Source organism: Carboxylicivirga sediminis, from assembly GCF_018156225.1.
Classification (GTDB): domain Bacteria; phylum Bacteroidota; class Bacteroidia; order Bacteroidales; family Marinilabiliaceae; genus Carboxylicivirga; species Carboxylicivirga sediminis.
In genome coordinates this window covers 20,072-38,201 of sequence record NZ_JAGTAR010000031.1, presented here as the reverse complement: position 1 = coordinate 38,201, position 18,130 = coordinate 20,072, and the positions used below count along the sequence as shown (strand labels likewise).

Below are 18,130 nucleotides of genomic sequence, written 5' to 3'. Positions count from 1 at the left end.
TTATACTAGTTATTGATGGCGCAAAAGTAAATAAAAAGTTAATGCAATTGATGAAGAATATCCGCATTTGTCTTTTAGAAGGCTTATTTATAGTGAGTAAAAGAAAGGGTAAATTGATGCGTTATGTGGTATGAATCATTTGTTTTTCACTGCACCAACATCTATATTTGTAAACTTTTTAAAATTAGGGTAAAATATTGAATTGATGAGCGCAAAATTTCCGGAATATAAAGGATTGAATCTGTCGCAGGTGAACAAGGATGTTCTGAAGACCTGGGAAGAAAACGGAGCATTTGAGAAGAGTATTACGACCAGAGAAGGTAAACCAACGTTCGTATTCTACGAAGGGCCGCCTTCAGCCAATGGTATTCCTGGTATTCACCACGTAATGGCGCGAACCATTAAAGATATATTTTGCCGTTTTAAAACGCAGCAGGGTTACCTGGTGAAACGTAAAGCCGGTTGGGATACACACGGCTTACCGGTTGAGCTGGGCGTTGAAAAGGCCTTGGGTATTACCAAAGAAGATATTGGAAAGAGTATTTCTGTTGCCGAATATAACGAAGCCTGTCGCAAAGATGTGATGAAATACACTGATTTGTGGGAAGACTTAACACATAAAATGGGCTATTGGGTGGATATGGATGATCCATACATTACCTACGATAACCGATATATTGAAACCCTTTGGTGGCTGCTGAAAGAGTTGTACAAAAAAGGCATGTTGTACAAAGGCTATACTATACAGCCCTATTCGCCTGCTGCAGGTACCGGATTAAGTACCCACGAGCTGAACCAGCCAGGGTGTTACCGCGATGTGAAGGATACTACCTGTACGGCGCAATTTAAAATTGTGCGTAACGAGGCTTCTGAAAAGCTATTTGATAACGATGAGGCGCTAAGCTTCCTGGCCTGGACTACTACGCCGTGGACCTTGCCTTCTAACACTGCACTGGCTGTTGGGCCGAAAATCGAATATGTAAAAGTTAAATCATACAATCCTTATACCGGGTTGCCTGTTTCAGTTATTGTTGCCAAGTCATTGGTGAATAACTATTTTAACCCTAAGAATGCTGAACTGGAATTTGATGCTTATCAGCCAGGTGATAAAAAGATACCGTTTAAGGTGGTGGCCGAGTATGTAGGAACCGATTTGGAAGGTGTTCGCTACGAGCAGCTGATGCCATGGGTGAAGCCTGATGGTGATGCTTTCCGCGTTATTCTGGGTGACTATGTAACCACAGAAGATGGAACAGGTATCGTGCATATCGCACCTACCTTTGGTGCTGATGATGACCGTGTGGCTAAAGTAGCTGGCATTGCGCCGCTCATCTTAATTGATAAAGAAGGTAAACGTCAGCCGATGGTTGATAAAAGTGGTAAGTTCTTCAAAATTGAAGATCTGGATGCTGATTTTGTCGCCAGGTTTGTAAACACTGAAGTTTATGGTGAGTATGCCGGTCGTTTTGTGAAGAATGCTTATGATCCTTCATTAACCGAGGAAGATGCTACCCTTGATGTGGATTTATCGGTGATGCTGAAGAAAGAGAACAAGGCTTTCAAGGTAGAGAAGCACGTTCACAACTATCCGCATTGCTGGCGTACCGATAAGCCGGTATTGTACTACCCACTGGATAGCTGGTTTATTAAAACCACAGCGGTGCGCGAGCGCATGATTGAATTAAACAAGACCATCAACTGGAAACCTGCATCAACAGGTACAGGTCGTTTCGGCAAGTGGCTGGAGAATTTGGTGGACTGGAACCTTAGCCGTTCGCGCTATTGGGGAACGCCGCTACCTATCTGGAAGACAGAGGATGGAACAGAAGAAAAATGTATTGGCTCTGTAGAAGAGCTGATGAATGAAATAAATAAGGCCGTAGAAGCCGGTCTGATGGATAAAAATCCGTTTGAAGGTTTTGAGGTGGGTGATAATTCAAAAGAGAATTACGAAAAGATTGATTTGCACCGCCACCATGTAGATGATATTATCCTGTCATCCGATAGTGGGCAGCCTATGTATCGCGAGTCGGACCTGATTGATGTATGGTTTGATTCGGGTGCCATGCCTTATGCTCAAATGCATTATCCATTTGAAAACAAAGAAGGCTTCAATGAAGTATATCCTGCGGACTTTATTGCCGAAGGTGTTGACCAGACAAGAGGCTGGTTCTTTACCTTGCATGCTATTGCCACTATGTTATTCGATTCGGTGGCCTTTAAAAATATTATCTCAAACGGTCTGGTTCTGGATAAGAATGGCAATAAGATGTCGAAGCGCCTTGGTAATGGCGTAGATCCATTCGAGGTAATTGAGCAGTATGGTTCTGATCCATTGCGCTGGTACATGATTACCAACGCACAGCCATGGGATAATCTGAAGTTTGATATCTCAGGTGTGGATGAGGTGAAGCGTAAGTTCTTCGGAACATTGTATAATACCTATTCATTCTTTGCCCTGTATGCCAATATCGATGGATTTACCGGCCAGGAGGCTTTGGTGCCAATTGAGAAACGCTCAGAGATTGATCGCTGGATCATGTCTTTACTTAACTCACTGATTAAAGAAGTAAACGACAGTTACGAAAGCTATGAGCCGACGCGTGCTGGCCGTGCCATTCAGGATTTTGTGATGGAGAACCTGAGTAACTGGTATGTGCGTTTGAATCGTAAGCGTTTCTGGGGTGGTGAAATGAACGAAGATAAATTGGCTGCCTACCAGACGCTATATGCTTGTTTGGAAACAGTGGCGCTGCTATCAGCTCCTATTGCTCCGTTCTTTACCGACCAGTTATTTGCTGATTTAAATAAGGTTTCAGGTAGGTATACCGATGTATCCGTTCACCTGGCTGAGTTTCCGAAATTTGATGAGAAGCTGATTGATAAAGCACTTGAGGAGCGTATGGAGTATGCGCAGTCTATCTCTTCAATGGTATTGAGTCTGCGTCGTAAGGTGAATCTGAAAGTACGTCAGCCTTTAGGTAAGGTGATGATTCCAATTTTAGATGAAACCTTTGAGCATCAGTTGGAGGCTATCAAAGATTTAGTGCTTACTGAAGTGAATGTGAAGGAGATGGAGTTCCTGAAAGATTCATCGGGTGTATTAGTGAAGAAGATTAAGCCTAATTTTAAAACCCTTGGACCTAAGCATGGTAAAAATATGAAGGTAATTTCAGGGGCTATAAATGCCATGGGTCAGGAAGAAATTGCTATCTTCGAGAAAGAAGAACAATTTACATTGGATGTCAATGGACAATCCATCGTTCTTACACTTGAAGATGTTGAGATATTATCTGAAGATATTCCGGGTTGGTTAGTGACTAATGAGGGCAAAATCACGGTTGCATTGGATATTAATGTAACAGATGAGCTGCGTGAAGAAGGGATTGCCCGTGAGTTTGTCAATCGCATTCAGAACCTGCGCAAAGATTCTGGATTTGATGTAACAGATAAAATCAAATTGCAAATTCAAAAGCATGACGCAATCAATAGCGCAGTGGAAAAGCATGCTGAGTACATTGGTGCACAAACACTCGCTGTAGAAGTTAAATTGGTTGATACATGCAATAACGATGGTGTTACAACCGTTGAGATTGATGATGAAATAACCACAGCCATTCATGTAATGAAGGCCTAGTGGTATGTGTAAACTAAAACTTAGTCATTATGGCTGAAAAAACACGTTACTCGGACGAAGAACTTCAGGAATTCAAAGAGATTATTCTGAAGAAACTTGATAAGGCCAAAAAAGATTATGAGCTGCTGAGAAATACCATTACTCACCAGGATGGTAATGATACACAGGATACCTCACCAACCTTTAAAGTGTTGGAAGAGGGAGCTGCAGTATTATCCAAAGAAGAAGCGGGTAAGCTGGCTCAGCGACAACAAAAGTTCATTCAGCATCTTTCGGCGGCCTTGGTGCGCATCGAAAACAAGACCTATGGTGTTTGCCGGGTAACCGGTAAGCTCATTCCTAAGGAGCGTTTAAAGGCTGTTCCGCATGCAACATTGAGTGTGGAAGCTAAGCAGGGACAGAAGTAGAAAGATATCATTTAAAATATCAATATGCATAATGGCCAATGGATGATAGTAAATACTCCATTGGTCTTTTGTGCGTTTTATATAGCATGATCTTTTTTGAAACATGTTAAGGTGTCAGCCGTAATTACTAATTGTATTTATTTCTTGAGAATATGTCGGTATTAAAAAAATCATTTCTTATAATTTTCCTGATTCTGTTGGTTGATCAGGTGTCAAAGTTTTATATCAAAACACACATGATGCTTGGGGATGAGATTCCTGTGTTAGGCAATTGGTTCATTATACATTTTGTTGAAAATAACGGAATGGCTTTTGGTATGCAGCTGGCCGGTAAATTTGGCAAAGCATTTTTGAGTATCTTTCGCATAGTAGCGGTTGTGGGTATTGGCTGGTACATGGTTAATTTAAGTAGAAAAGGTGCGCCAAAGGGACTCATTTATTGCGTAGGCCTTGTGTTAGCAGGTGCTCTTGGTAATATTATCGACAGTGCTTTTTATGGAATGATATTCGATCATAGTTATGGGCAAATCGCGACTTTCTTCCCCGAAGCTGGCGGTTACTCGTCATTTTTACATGGTAAGGTGGTTGATATGCTGTATTTCCCATTGATTGAAGGACGATACCCTGAGTGGATGCCTTATGTGGGCGGAAATCCATTTATCTTCTTCCGACCTGTTTTTAATATAGCTGACTCATCAATAACTATTGGCATCATTATAATATTATTCTTCCAAAAACGTTTTTTTAAGGAGTAGTTTGAATAGTAAGGACTAACCATGAAGCCTGATTTATTTCAACAATTATTATGTTGAAAAATAGGTTTTTTTAACGTGCTTTTGTCCTTATTTATCCATAACTTCGCGCCGTCAAATGTTGGGCTATAGGGTTGGTTGGTGTTGTGGGTTGGTTTACAGTCTGATAGGAATTGCTGGTTTGCGTATGAATGGAATTTCGCTATGTGAGTCAGGAAGCGGCAGTGTATCCAAAGGTCACCTAGCTGACGTAAATAGTTAGTTTTTGTAAGGGATATTTGCTGAAAATAAGATTCAAACTGCAGGTGTAATTCTTGCTTAAGCAGTTCCAAGTTTCTGGCAAAGAAAGATAAAAGATATATATGAAGATGAGATTATTGTTTCTGTCATTATTGCTATTGGTAGCTTCTTCAGTTACCACATGGGGACAAAGTATTGATCCTAATTCAGTGGATGTTAAATCTGTTAATGTTGATGAGATGACAGATGCACAGGTGCTGAGAATGATTCAGGAAATGGAAAAGCGTGGCTTAAGTGAGCAGCAGGCTATCGCTTTAGCTCAGGCGAGAGGAATGAGCCAGGAGCAAATCACCAAACTCCGTCAACGCATCAATGAGGTGAAGTTAACTGGTGGCACTGGCCTCAATCAGCCAGGTATGGAATCAAGTTCTGTTAGTGAATTTGGAATGATTGAGTCGGTGAAGATGCCTGTTGATTCAGCTGTAATCGATCAGCGTATATTTGGTTTTTCCTTCTTTAATAATGATAAACTGACTTTTGAACCTAATGTGAATTTACCCGTGCCACCATCTTATGTACTGGGGCCTGGCGATGAAATAATCATCGATGTGTGGGGCGTTTCGCAGCAGAGCTACAATTTACTGGTTGATAAGAATGGGTTCATTAATATTCCAAACATCGGACCAATACAAGTGGGGCGTTTAACACAGGAGGAAGCTCAAAAGCGCATACGTAGTAAGTTGACAACCATCTATAGTGACTTAAAATCGGCAAATCCCAAAACATTTGTGAGCATCAATGTGGGAACAGTTAAGTCCATCAAGGTAAATGTCATTGGTGAAGTGTTTGTTCCAGGAACCTATACCGTACCAGGAACAGCTACAGCATTTAATGCCCTGTATCTGGCAGGTGGTCCCAATAAAGAAGGGTCTTTTAGGGCCATACAGGTGATTCGTAATGGTGAGCTTGTAACAAAGCTCGATGTATACGAATTTCTAATAAAAGGAAAGAGCGATGTCAATGTATCTCTGAGTGATGGTGACGTGATTTTGGTTCCAACCTACGAGAAACGAATAAAAGTAGGGGGAGAATTTAAGCGTAACGGCATTTTTGAAGCCAAGGGCAATGAGAAGATGAGCGATATGATTGAATACGCAGGCGGTTTTACTGAAAATGCCTACACACATCGCGTAGAACTCTATCGCACCACATCCCGTCAGCGAGCTTTTAAGGATGTACTGGCTAAAGAATATGAGCAGGTAATGCTGGAGAGTGGTGACAGTATTTTTGCCGGTACGATATTGGAACGTTACGAAAATAAAGTAAGTATACAGGGAGCTGTGTATCGGCCTGGTAATTATGAATTGACGGAAGGATTAACCCTGAAACAACTCATTGATAATGCAGATGGCGTCAGGGAAGATGTGTTCCTGAACAGAGGTTTGATAACCCGTTTAATGGAAGACTTAACGCTTCAGAACATCACTTTCAATGTGGGAGCCGTTTTGAGAGGAGAATCTGATATTGAACTCAAACGAGAGGATATGATAACAATCTCTTCAATTGACGATCTGCGTGAGATACGAACGGTGGAAATATTTGGTGAAGTTCAGTATCCAGGTGAGTTCGATTACAATCAGGATATGAATTTATCTGATTTGGTTTTTAAGGCAGGTGGTTTTAAGGAATCGGCTTCTGAGGCATTTATTGAGATTTCTCGACGACTGTCATACGATGAAGCCCAAAAGGCCGGTGATAGAATAGCACACGTATTTCAATTTACCATTTCGCGCGAATTAAAGATGAATGGGGAAGATGCGATGTTTGTGCTACAGCCATACGACCAAATATTTGTCCGACGTTCACCAGGCTATGAAGATAAAAGCGTTGTCAATATTATGGGTGAGGTTAACTATGCAGGGCAATTTAGCCTGACTTCCAAGAAAGAGCGTGTGTCAACGATTATTCAACGTGCGGGTGGTTTATCGCCAAATGCTTATGCCAAAGGGGCTATGCTGACACGTAAGGTGGAAGTGTCTCAAAAAGTTAAACGTTTACGTGAACAGTTGGTAGCATCTGATACTTCATTGGTATTTGATGATTTAGGATTTGATGTGGTGAGTATCGATTTAGAGAAGATTCTTAAGCAACCCGGTAGTAAGGATGATATCTTTTTGCAGGATGGTGATGAACTGGTGATACCACGTGAGCTCCAAACGGTGAAGGTGACAGGTGGCGTATTGAATCCACTCTCAGTATCCTTTATTGAAGGGAAGCGCCTGAAGCACTATGTGCAATCAGGAGGAGGGTTTAGTTTGCGCGCCAAAAAGGGAAAATCCTATGTGATCTACCCGAACGGGGCAGCAGCATCCACAAAGAGCTTCTTATTCTTTAGAAACTACCCTAAAGTAATGCCAGGCTCAGAGGTGGTGGTGCCTGAAAAGCCGGAGCGTGAGCCAATGCCAGCAACGGCCTGGATTGCCATGGCCAGTGCGTTGGCATCCTTGTCATTGACAATTGTGACTATTGCTGATCGAATGGGGAATTAAGGATATAATTACTGTATAGTGTAGTTGAAAAAATAAATCACAGATTCACACAGAAAAGAAATATCGTAGTCTTTTTTCATCCGTGATAATTCGCGCGAACCTGTTTACAAGTAAAAGAAAATAGTAAAAAGATAGAACCACAGATTACGCAGATTGTCACAGATTTTGAAAGAATTGAAATAGTTACGCTATTTATTTTTAATCCGTAAAATCTGCGTCAATCTGCGGACAAAAAAATAAGGTAATCATCAACGGATGATTCTAACAATACTTAGTTTTGTCTTATCAATCTTATTTTTAATGTGGTAAACAAAGTTTTTATCTAGCATAACATAAAATGTGGACCACCGGTTAACACAGATTATCACAGAAAAAGAAATAGCATCGCTATGTCTATTGTAACTATACAAAAAGAAACAACGTAGTTGTTTTGCATCTGTGCTAATCAGCGAAAATCTGCGGACAAGAAAAGATACTAAACAAAGGTTTAAAAAAGAAGTCCACAGACTAACACAGAAAATAAATTGCTATGCAATTTCTCTGATTGTTAAAATTGTTAAAACGATTATTAGAAACAATATCGTTGTTTCTAATCAGTGATAATCTGGGCCAATCTGTGGGCAAAGAAGAAATAATATTTCCATCTGAGGATAAAAGAAAATAATAGTTCAGTAAATGAATACAGAAAATAAAAACGATAAGCTCCAAATAATCAAAGACGATGAAATAGACCTGATTGCACTCGTCAAAACGATTTGGAACGGACGTAAAACAATTTATTATTCTATTGGTATCGCTATCTTTATTGGTTTAATTATTGCGTTTGCCAGTCCTGCTAAATATGAAGCATATTGTACGCTCATACCATCAGAGGAAAAGCAAGCAGGTGCATTGGGGAATTTAGGTGGCTTAGCCAGTATGGCAGGCATTAACCTGGGTTCCATGATGGGACAGTCATCAGGTATTCCTGCTGAAATATATCCGCAGGTGGTGAATTCCTATCCCTTTAAAAAAGCGATGATTGATCAGCAATTTCATTTTGAAGGGTATCAACAGCCAATTTCCTTTTATGACTATGCAGTAGCAGATACCATTGAGTCATTAGGTAGCAAAATAGCTAAATATACCATTCGTCTCCCCTGGACGATTAAAAATGCGTTAAGCGATACTACCGACGAAGAATTAGCTGTAACTGACTATGGTGTATTGAATCTGTCCGAAGAAGAACTAATGGCAATGGCTGCAGTAGAACAGGTGATTGTCATTGATGTAGATAAAAAAACGGGATTAATAAATGTATCAGCTGAATTGGGCGAACCTGTATTGGTGGCGCAGGTGGTGCAAAAAGCGGTGGAGTTATTGCAGGATTATATTATTAAATACAAAACCAAACAATCTCGTGAACACCTGGAGTTTGTGCAAGGACAGTTCGATCAAAAGAAAGCGGAATACGAAGTAGCTCAAAAGTCCTTTTTCGCCTACAAGGATCAGCATCGTAATATGGTGTCTGAGCGTGTCAATCTCGAGTTTCAGCGTTTGAGTGATGAATACGATATGTCATCTACCGTGTTCAAAGGATTAGCTCAGCAGTTGGAGCAAGCGAAAATAGCCGTCAATGAACAAACACCCGCCTTTACCATACTAGAACCGGCTAAGGTGCCGATTGAGAAGAGTGCACCAAAGAAAAAGATTATTTTGGTGGTGAGTGTGTTCTTAGGAGGGTTTATTGGTTTAGGAGTGATTTTTGGAAAGCTCGTATTAAACTCAATTATGAAAAAAGAATAAAGCAGATTTTTATGAATATTCTAGACCTGATTGGACGTAATAAGGAATTATTTGCAAGTGATATTGAGAGATATAATAATGAACTTGATGACATAGTATCAAAATCATCATTCTTGGTTATTGGCGGTGCAGGCTCAATTGGACAGGCTGTTTCTAAAGAAATATTTAAGCGAAATCCTAAAAAGCTTCATATTGTAGATATCAGCGAAAACAATATGGTTGAGCTGGTACGTGACATTAGAAGTTCGTTTGGTTATATAGATGGTGATTTTCAAACCTTCGCTCTAGATATCGGTTCAGCTGAATATGATGCGTTTATTGAGGCGGATGGAAAATATGATTATGTATTGAATTTATCTGCTCTCAAACATGTTAGAAGTGAAAAAGATCCGTTCACTTTAATGCGTATGGTTGAAGTTAATGTTTTTAATACAGACAAAACAATACAGCAAGCAGTTAGTAAGGGCTCAAAAAAATACTTTTGTGTTTCTACAGATAAAGCGGCTAATCCGGTAAATATGATGGGGGGCTCAAAACGGATAATGGAAATGTTTTTAATGCGCAGGAGTGAAGAAATTACAATTTCAACTGCAAGGTTTGCAAATGTTGCTTTTTCTGACGGAAGCTTGCTTCATGGATTTAACCAACGAATACAAAAGAGACAACCTATTGTTGCTCCAAAAGATATTAAGCGCTATTTCGTCATTCCTAAAGAGTCAGGAGAGCTTTGCTTAATGTCTTGTATATTCGGTGAAAATCGTGATATTTTCTTTCCCAAGTTAAGTGAAGATTTGCATTTAATTACATTTTCAGATATTGCCATTGGATATTTAAGAGACTTGGGGTACGAACCATATGAGTGTTCTACCGAGGATGAAGCAAGAGAATTGGTTAATACACTTCCTGAAGAAGGTAAATGGCCTTGTTTATTTACAGAAAGTGATACTACAGGGGAGAAAGATTTTGAAGAGTTTTATACCGAAAATGAAACACTTGATTTAGCACGGTTTAATAATATTGGTGTGATTAAGAATGTACCTGAGTATAATAATAATAAACTTGATTATTTTACTTCTAGAATCCAGGAATTAAAAATAGAAGGGAAGTGGTCAAAAGAGCAAATTGTTCAGTTGTTTCATGAAATGATTAAAGATTTTGGGCATCAGGAAAAAGGAAAATACCTTGATGCAAAAATGTAAATTTAGGTTATTTGATATGGGAAGTTTTCATAATGTTATAAATAAGATAAGGGCTATATATAATAACTCTGAAGGTTTCATTCCCTTGCATGCACCTGTTTTCAATGGCAATGAAAAGAAATATCTGAACGAATGTATTGATTCAACATTTGTTTCTAGTGTAGGTAAGTTTGTTGATCGATTTGAAAATGAAATGGCAATTTACACAGGTGCCAAAAACGCGGTAGTATGTGTTAATGGAACAAATGCCCTTCATTTAGCTTTACAGCTGGTAGGAGTGCAGCAAGGAGATGAAGTTATAACACAGGCTCTTACATTTATAGCAACAGCTAATGCGATATCTTACTGCAGAGCGTATCCGATATTTATAGACGTAGATCGCGATACTCTTGGACTCTCACCAATGGCGGTAAAGAAGTGGTTAGCTGCCAACGCGGAAATTAAGAAAGGAGCTTGTTATAACAAGGTAACAGGAAGGAGAATCAAGGCGTGTGTTCCGATGCATACTTTTGGGCATCCGGTTCGACTTGATGAGTTAATTCAGGTTTGTGTGGAATATAAACTTGAGCTTGTTGAAGATGCTGCAGAAAGCCTTGGAAGTTATTATAAAGGTAGGCACACAGGAACTTATGGGAAAGTAGGAGTTTTAAGTTTTAACGGCAATAAAACAATTACCACTGGGGGAGGAGGAATGCTCCTCTTTAATGATAATGTGCTTGCTCAGAAAGCTAAGCATTTGACAACACAAGCAAAAGAACCACATGCTTGGGAGTTTAGTCACGATGAGATTGGCTATAATCTTAGGATGCCTAACATTAATGCTGCAATAGGTTGTGCTCAACTAGAACAAATTGATTTTATAATTAAAAGTAAGCGTGAAACTGCTAGTATATACAAAGAGTTTTTTAAAGAATTAGACATTGATTTTATTTGTGAGCCAAAAGACTGTAGATCAAACTACTGGTTAAATGCTATTGTATTAAAAGATAAGGCTCAGAGAGACGAGTTTTTAAAGATCTCCAACGACAATGGAGTAATGACAAGGCCAATTTGGAAGTTAATGAGTCGATTGCCGATGTACAAGAAAGAGCAAAAGGGTGATTTAGAGAATTCGATTTGGTTAGAAGATAGGATAGTCAATATCCCAAGTAGTGTAATTTTTTAATATTTTAATAATGAATGTATCAGAGAAAGTAATTTCAATTATTGCAGAAAGACTTAGTGTTGAAAAGAGTGAGATAACAGAAGAAACCGCTATTGGAGATTTCCCGAAATGGGATTCGTTAGGTCACTTAACAATTATTGCTGGAATTGAAGACGAATTTGGTTTTAAATTTGATCCAGAAGTCTTAATGGATTTAGAAGATGTTGGTGATATATTAGAAGCAGTTGAAGAACGAATTAAATAGTGATGGAAAATGTGAATTCAATAGTAGAACAGGTTTTTATCAATAGTAAGTTGATACCTGATAAAGTCGCTATAATACATGGTAAAAAGGAAGTAACTTATCGCTCTTTAAAAGAGTATATTCTTAGTGCTAAAATGTACCTTGAATCGACTTTAGATATTCGGAAGGATGATAGGATAGTACTAGCAACAGATAAGAATATTGAGTTTATTTATACCTATTTTGCAATTCATTTAATTGGAGCTATAGCTATTCCGGTAGCAGTTGATATTAATGATGAACGACTTTGTTTTGTTATTGAAAACACAAAATCTAAATGTATTATAGGATTAAGTACTACCAGCTTAAATGTGCAGACACATAAATTTCCTATACTGGAAGGACAACAATTCTCTAATATAGAATATCACTTTCCTGAAAAGGAGGATATAAGTGACCTGTTGTTCACAACTGGTACAACAGGAATTCCCAAAGGAGTTCAGTTGACGCATAGTAATTTAGTAGCCAGTGCAAGAAATATCAATGAGTTTATCGGGAATAAGGAAGAAGATATTGAAATTATTGCGTTACCTATTAGTCACTCCTTTGGGTTAGGTAGAATTAGGTGTGCTTTATCTAAGGGGAGTACCCTTATTCTATTGGGTAGCTTTGCTAGTGTCAAGAAATTATTTCGTTTAATGGCACTTCATAATGTATCAGGTCTTGCTATGGTACCGTCTGCCTGGCAGTTTCTGAAAAAAATGAGTGGAGATCGTATTTCAGAATTTAAAGATCAGTTAAAGTATATTGAATTTGGTAGTGCTTTTTTGCCATTAGAGGATAAACATGTTCTAATGAAATATCTTCCGAAGACACGTATTTGTATGCATTATGGTTTAACAGAAGCTTCACGTTCCTGTTTCATAGAATTTCATAGTGAGTTCGAACAACTAGAAACCATTGGCAAACCTAGTCCCAATGTAGAAGTTAAGATTTTTGATAGTCTTGGTAATGAACTTGCTCCAGGCCAGGAAGGTGAAATTTGTGTGAAAGGAGAGCATGTATTAAATACATATTGGAAGCTTCCTTCTGAAGACTATTTCTACGGATCTTTTTTCAGGACAGGAGATTTTGGCTACTGTAATGAAAAGGGGTATATAGTGCTAGCAGGTCGGATAAAAGAGACGATTAATGTTGGCGGAAAGAAATTGAATCCGATGGAAGTAGAAACACAAATTGATTTAATTCAAGGAGTTGAAGAATCGGTATGTGTTGGTATTCCAGATAAAAATGGGGTATTGGGGGAAGTAGTCAAAGCCTTTGTTGTTAAATCTGATGAAAAGTTAGTATTTGAAGACATTAAAACGGCATTAGCTGGTAAACTCGAATCATACAAGATGCCTGTCGAGTATGAATGGATTGAAGAAATACCAAAAACCAAGTCAGGGAAAATACAACGTTTAAAACTTAAAGGGAATTAAGAAATGTGGACACCACAAAATCTATATAGCAAATTCATTTTAAAACAGCCGCATATTCTATTCGGGGAAAATGCGATGGGTGGACTCAAGACCCTGCCCATGTCAAGGTTAGCAGTCATACACGGGACTGGAATTAATGAAAGGCACAAAGAACTAATAACTAAAAGCACCTCTGCATTTTCTATAAAGTTTATAAAAAAAACTTGGGCTGATGAGCCTACTCGCAAAAGTTTTAAGGAGAATCTAAAAGACCTTGAGGAATTCCAACCAGATGTGATACTGGCCATTGGTGGAGGAAGCGTTCTCGATGGAGCCAAAATTTTAAGGTGCCTTTATGAGTTTCCATATTTTGATATTGAAAACAATAATTTTTCCATGTTAGAGTGGAGTACAAAGTTTATTGCTATTCCTACAACGATTGGAAGTGGTTCAGAGTTATCATCTGCAGCTGTATTGATAAATGAAGAAAAAGCTACTAAGGAATTTGTCGTTTCTCATTCATTTATACCTGAAGTGGTTGTTTTTGATTCTATCTTTCTAGAAAATGCCCCTAAAAAAGTGTTGCTTTTATCATGTATCGATGCTTTAGCTCACTTAATAGAAGGATATGTATCAAATGTAGATAATGAACTAATTGATGTCTATGCCGAAAAAGCTCTTAGTCTAATAGCTAGCAACTATAAAGGCATATTGGATTCAGATAAATGCAAAATTCAGAACCTTCAGATGGCATCTTATTTTGCCGGAATGGTTCAAAACCATTGTATCGTTGGAGCATGTCATGCTATTGCCCATCAGTTAGGAGCCATGAATTACCCACATGCATTGGGAATTGCTCTTGTTTTAACAGAAGTTATTAAAGCAAATGCCAAGAATAAAGAAGCTTTGTTGAAATACAATAAACTGGCTAAATCTTCTGGTTTAGGAGAATCATATGAGGATTTGATCGCTTTAATCAATAAGGTTAAGAGTGAATTAAGCCTGGAAAGCGAAATTAGTGCATTTAAAGATGATCTGGGTAAGATGTATGGTAATACGATTCTATATGAGAATATCATTAATGATAAGGGTGGACAAGGTAATCCTGTAGTTATTGATAAAGCTTATATTGACGCAATATTGAAGTCATTAATGGTATGAAGGAAAAAAGTAAAGTTGATTTATTAGTAGGCGCGGCCCCATACGAGTTAGATAGCAATAAGAAGTCGAAATTGTTTCTTAGTGCACTTATCGAAGAGTTGTGTTATCATTATAATAACAATAATGAGTATAAGCAGTTTTGTACAAGAAAACAATTTGATCCGAATAATTTTGATGGTAAACTCGAAGATATTCCTCCTGTAGCAGTCAGTGTGTTTAAGGAGATGGGGCAAATGTTAAGATCTGTTCCTGAAAATGAAGTTAAAATATCTTTACAGTCATCTGCTACTTCTGGACGCCCTAGCACTGTTGTTGTTGATAAGATCACTTCGAAAAGGCAATCTAAAGTAATGGTTAAAGTGATGAAGGAATTTATCGGAGCTGATAGGAAGCCTTTTATAGTAGTAGATGTGAGTCCCAAACCCGAAAATATTAATTTTTTAGGTGCAAGATATGCGGCTATTAGTGGCTACTTAAACTTTGCCAGCAAGGTTGAGTATGGTCTTGAATTAAGTAAAAGCAATCTCGCGCAATTCAGACTTGAATCAGTAGATGAGTTTGTAAAAGAACAATCTCAGGACGAACCTATAATTGTTTTTGGATTTACCTATATTTTGTTCAGTCATGTTGTTAAGGAGCTTAATCTGAAGGGGATAAAGTTGAGTTTGCCAAAGGGGTCTAAAGTAATACATATTGGAGGCTGGAAAAAACTTGAATCAGAGAAAATAAGCAAAGAAAAGTTTAATGAACAAGTTGCTTCCGTTTTCGGCATTAGAGATGCCGATGTTATTGATATATATGGCTTTACTGAACAAATGGGATTGAATTATCCAGATTGTGAATGTGGATATAAACATGTTCCTGCCTACTCTGAAGTCATTGTAAGAGATCCTGCCACACGAGAAGTTCTTCCTGATGGGGAAGAAGGTGTATTACAATTCGTATCCCCTATTCAACATTCTTACCCTGGAAATGTTATTTTAACTGATGATATAGGAGTTGTAAATAATGAACCTTGTCCCTATAAAAGAAAAGGTACAAGGTTTAAGGTGTTAGGTCGCCTTAAAAAAGCAGAAGTGCGCGGTTGTGGTGATATATTGTCAAGTAAGCTGAAGTTCTCTGATGTCGATATTTACACTTCTCATTCTGGATCCGATAAACTTCAGGTTATATATTGGAAGAATACCCCGATAGCCTCGGATTTTTCAGATGAGAAAAAGTTACAAGCTGTCATTGATCAACTAAAGGAAAGGAAAAAATGGTTGAATGATCAACCTATTGATGCCTTAATTGGTTTGATTGGCAAAGTTTCGAAGAAATGGATGAGAGCAGAAGGAGAACTAGTTAATCTCAAAGATAAAGGACTTTCATTCCTTGCTAGCTGGTCCCAACCAGAACACCTGAATCGCATTGCAACATTAGGCTTAAGAGGTAACAGACGATACATTGAATCGTTCCTAAGTTTCGGGCAATCGCGAAAGCAATTTCTTAAAGCGAATGCAAGAGGGTTAGTTGCTCATTGGTTGGCTGGAAATGTCCAAATTTTGGGAATGTTTGCACTAATTCAATGTATTTTAACTAAAAATGTCAATTTACTTAAGGTCTCTTCTAATGACGATGGTGTATTTACCAAGCTCTTACAAGCTTTTGAAGATACAGAATTTACTACCCCTGGCGGGTATACAATTAAAGGGAACGATCTATTAAAAACTATTGCTATCGTCTATTTCTCTTCAGGTAATAAATTGATAGGTGAATTAATGTCTAAAGAAGCTGAAGTTAGAATTGCCTGGGGGGGGAGAAGTGCCGTTCAGGCAGTGGCACAATATCCGGCTAAATTTGATACTGAAGATATAATTTTTGGGCCAAAGCTATCTTTTTCAGCTATATCCAAAGAAATGCTTGAGACCGAAAGGAAAGCAAAGAAACTGGCTCGAAAAGTATCTGTAGATGTTAGTATATTTGACCAAACCGGCTGTGCCTCTCCTCATAATCTTTTTATCGAAAGTGGAGGAAATATTTCTCCTAAACAGTTTTGCGAATACCTGGCTACATCGTTGGAGAAAACCTCCATACAAATTCCCAAAGGTGAAACAAGTATTGAGCAGATTTCAGAAATTCATTCGATTAGGGGAGTTTATGATTTTAAAGGAGAAGTTTTCGCAAGCAAAGACTCAACTTGGACGGTTCTTTATTCCGATGAATTGGAGTTGAATAAACCCGTGTATTCTAGAGTTATTAGTGTTAATCCGGTATTATCTATTATGGATTGCTTGAAGTATGTAGATGAAGATACGCAAACCATTGGATTAGCCGCTAATGGTGATAAAGCACTTGAGTTCGCAACGAAAGCTGTCGAATCTGGTGTCATGAGATGTCCGGAAATTGGCAGAATGCTAAATTTTGAGTCACCATGGGATGGTATTTTTATTATGGATCGCCTGGTGCGATGGGCTACATTCGGAGGACCCTTAGTATAATATAAGTACCCCTAATGATGATTATTCACATTTATGAGAGAATGAAGTCAAAGAAGAACCATATTATTAGAAGAGCATGTGTTTCTGATGAGCAATCGATTTTGGATTTTATAGAAACACATTGGTCAAAGGATCATATTTTTCTGAAAGATAAAAAACTATTTGAGTGGCAACATAGGGAAGGAGAGTATTTAAATTTTTTACTTGCTGAAAATATAGAAACAGGAACTATTGATTCTCTGTTAGGTTATGTTTCCCCCAAGCACTTTGATCCAGAAATTGAGGCTAAAAACTATTGGGGTGCTATATGGAAAACTGCTGAAGGTGCAAATTTAGGAATAGGAATATCCTTATTGAGACACTTGAAGGATATGGAAGAAGGGATAACTTATTCTGCGATTGGCATTAGTGATATTGCTAAAAATATCTACAAGGTCCTAAACTATAAAATATCCTATCTAAGACACTACTACTTACTGAATCTTAATTGTGAAGAGTTCAATATTGCTTCTATTCCTAACAAAATAGATCATAAAGCCTTGTTTGAATCAACAAATGTTGAGATTCGCGAAGTTAAAGATATCGATGATATTTCTATAAATGTATCTTGTTTTCCAACTAAATCCATTAATTACTTAGTTAAACGTTTTAGGGAGCATCCAACATATAAATATAAAAGCTATGCTGTTTATAATGGTTCCAAGGCGGAAGCTATAATTATAATTCGGAAGCAATTTGTTGGTGAATCTTCGTGCTTAAGGATTGTTGATATCTATGGAACACTGAATGAAGTTGATTGTCTTTATTCTGAATTTCAGAAATTACTTACAAAGGAAAACTCTGAATATTTGGACTGTTTGAATTATGGAGTATCAGCTAAGATATTTGACAAGCATGGGTTTATTGAGTTAGACCATAGTTCTGAGGAGGTGACTATTCCTAACTATTTTGAACCTTTTCTCAAAAAGAATATAAGAATAGAGTTTGCTACAGATTCAGAACACGAAGACTTAGTAATTTATAAAGGAGATGCAGACCAAGATCGCCCAAATCAATTAGAATCAATTTGATA

General features: G+C 38.0%; 12 protein-coding genes. All 12 read left to right on the top strand.

The features are described 5' to 3' along the window. The first annotated feature begins 205 nt into the window (after positions 1-205). The 12 genes from ileS (at position 206) to KDU71_RS17615 (ending at position 18,128) form a co-directional block, all read left to right on the top strand. Positions 206-3,637 (top strand): isoleucine--tRNA ligase, encoded by a 3,432-nt coding sequence (gene ileS, locus KDU71_RS17670; RefSeq protein WP_212192425.1) that lies wholly within the window; start codon positions 206-208, stop codon positions 3,635-3,637. A gap of 29 nt (positions 3,638-3,666) precedes the next feature. After that, complete coding sequence (locus KDU71_RS17665; RefSeq protein ID WP_212192424.1) at positions 3,667-4,044, top strand: TraR/DksA family transcriptional regulator; 378 nt, start codon at positions 3,667-3,669, stop codon at positions 4,042-4,044. 152 nt (positions 4,045-4,196) lie between these two features. After that, entirely contained in the window at positions 4,197-4,799 is a 603-nt protein-coding gene (locus tag KDU71_RS17660) for a lipoprotein signal peptidase (protein WP_212192423.1), read from the top strand. 359 nt (positions 4,800-5,158) lie between these two features. Further along, positions 5,159-7,585 carry an SLBB domain-containing protein gene (locus KDU71_RS17655; RefSeq protein WP_244828558.1) on the top strand — a complete coding sequence of 809 codons (2,427 nt, stop codon included), beginning with the start codon at positions 5,159-5,161 and terminating at the stop codon, positions 7,583-7,585. Positions 7,586-8,260: 675 nt separating this feature from the next. Continuing rightward, positions 8,261-9,370 (top strand): Wzz/FepE/Etk N-terminal domain-containing protein, encoded by a 1,110-nt coding sequence (locus KDU71_RS17650; protein ID WP_212192422.1) that lies wholly within the window; start codon positions 8,261-8,263, stop codon positions 9,368-9,370. Between the two features lie 11 nt (positions 9,371-9,381). Then, a complete protein-coding gene (locus tag KDU71_RS17645; RefSeq protein WP_212192421.1) occupies positions 9,382-10,569 on the top strand; it encodes a UDP-N-acetylglucosamine 4,6-dehydratase in 1,188 nt (395 codons plus the stop codon). 16 nt (positions 10,570-10,585) lie between these two features. After that, positions 10,586-11,734, top strand: coding sequence for a LegC family aminotransferase (locus tag KDU71_RS17640; RefSeq protein ID WP_212192420.1), 1,149 nt, complete (start codon positions 10,586-10,588; stop codon positions 11,732-11,734). 10 nt (positions 11,735-11,744) lie between these two features. Next, positions 11,745-11,978 carry an acyl carrier protein gene (locus KDU71_RS17635; protein WP_212192419.1) on the top strand — a complete coding sequence of 78 codons (234 nt, stop codon included), beginning with the start codon at positions 11,745-11,747 and terminating at the stop codon, positions 11,976-11,978. 2 nt (positions 11,979-11,980) lie between these two features. Continuing rightward, a complete protein-coding gene (locus KDU71_RS17630; protein ID WP_212192418.1) occupies positions 11,981-13,438 on the top strand; it encodes a class I adenylate-forming enzyme family protein in 1,458 nt (485 codons plus the stop codon). A gap of 3 nt (positions 13,439-13,441) precedes the next feature. Beyond that, positions 13,442-14,578, top strand: coding sequence for an iron-containing alcohol dehydrogenase family protein (locus KDU71_RS17625; RefSeq protein WP_212192417.1), 1,137 nt, complete (start codon positions 13,442-13,444; stop codon positions 14,576-14,578). After that, the gene (locus tag KDU71_RS17620; protein WP_212192416.1) at positions 14,575-17,058 is read left to right on the top strand and encodes a LuxE/PaaK family acyltransferase; all 2,484 of its coding nucleotides are present in this window, start codon (positions 14,575-14,577) and stop codon (positions 17,056-17,058) included. The genes KDU71_RS17625 and KDU71_RS17620 overlap by 4 nt, the downstream gene beginning before the upstream one ends. Positions 17,059-17,099: 41 nt before the next feature. Next, positions 17,100-18,128, top strand: coding sequence for a hypothetical protein (locus KDU71_RS17615; protein ID WP_212192415.1), 1,029 nt, complete (start codon positions 17,100-17,102; stop codon positions 18,126-18,128). The last annotated feature ends 2 nt before the right edge of the window (positions 18,129-18,130 follow it).

Excerpts from the sequence above, each read along its gene's own strand:
- ileS (WP_212192425.1), top strand. The coding sequence starts at position 206 with ATGAGCGCAAAATTTCCGGAATATAAAGGATTGAATCTGTCGCAGGTG.
- KDU71_RS17665 (WP_212192424.1), top strand. The coding sequence starts at position 3,667 with ATGGCTGAAAAAACACGTTACTCGGACGAAGAACTTCAGGAATTCAAA.
- KDU71_RS17660 (WP_212192423.1), top strand. The coding sequence starts at position 4,197 with ATGTCGGTATTAAAAAAATCATTTCTTATAATTTTCCTGATTCTGTTG.
- KDU71_RS17655 (WP_244828558.1), top strand. The coding sequence starts at position 5,159 with ATGAAGATGAGATTATTGTTTCTGTCATTATTGCTATTGGTAGCTTCT.
- KDU71_RS17650 (WP_212192422.1), top strand. The coding sequence starts at position 8,261 with ATGAATACAGAAAATAAAAACGATAAGCTCCAAATAATCAAAGACGAT.
- KDU71_RS17645 (WP_212192421.1), top strand. The coding sequence starts at position 9,382 with ATGAATATTCTAGACCTGATTGGACGTAATAAGGAATTATTTGCAAGT.
- KDU71_RS17640 (WP_212192420.1), top strand. The coding sequence starts at position 10,586 with ATGGGAAGTTTTCATAATGTTATAAATAAGATAAGGGCTATATATAAT.
- KDU71_RS17635 (WP_212192419.1), top strand. The coding sequence starts at position 11,745 with ATGAATGTATCAGAGAAAGTAATTTCAATTATTGCAGAAAGACTTAGT.
- KDU71_RS17630 (WP_212192418.1), top strand. The coding sequence starts at position 11,981 with ATGGAAAATGTGAATTCAATAGTAGAACAGGTTTTTATCAATAGTAAG.
- KDU71_RS17625 (WP_212192417.1), top strand. The coding sequence starts at position 13,442 with ATGTGGACACCACAAAATCTATATAGCAAATTCATTTTAAAACAGCCG.
- KDU71_RS17620 (WP_212192416.1), top strand. The coding sequence starts at position 14,575 with ATGAAGGAAAAAAGTAAAGTTGATTTATTAGTAGGCGCGGCCCCATAC.
- KDU71_RS17615 (WP_212192415.1), top strand. The coding sequence starts at position 17,100 with ATGAAGTCAAAGAAGAACCATATTATTAGAAGAGCATGTGTTTCTGAT.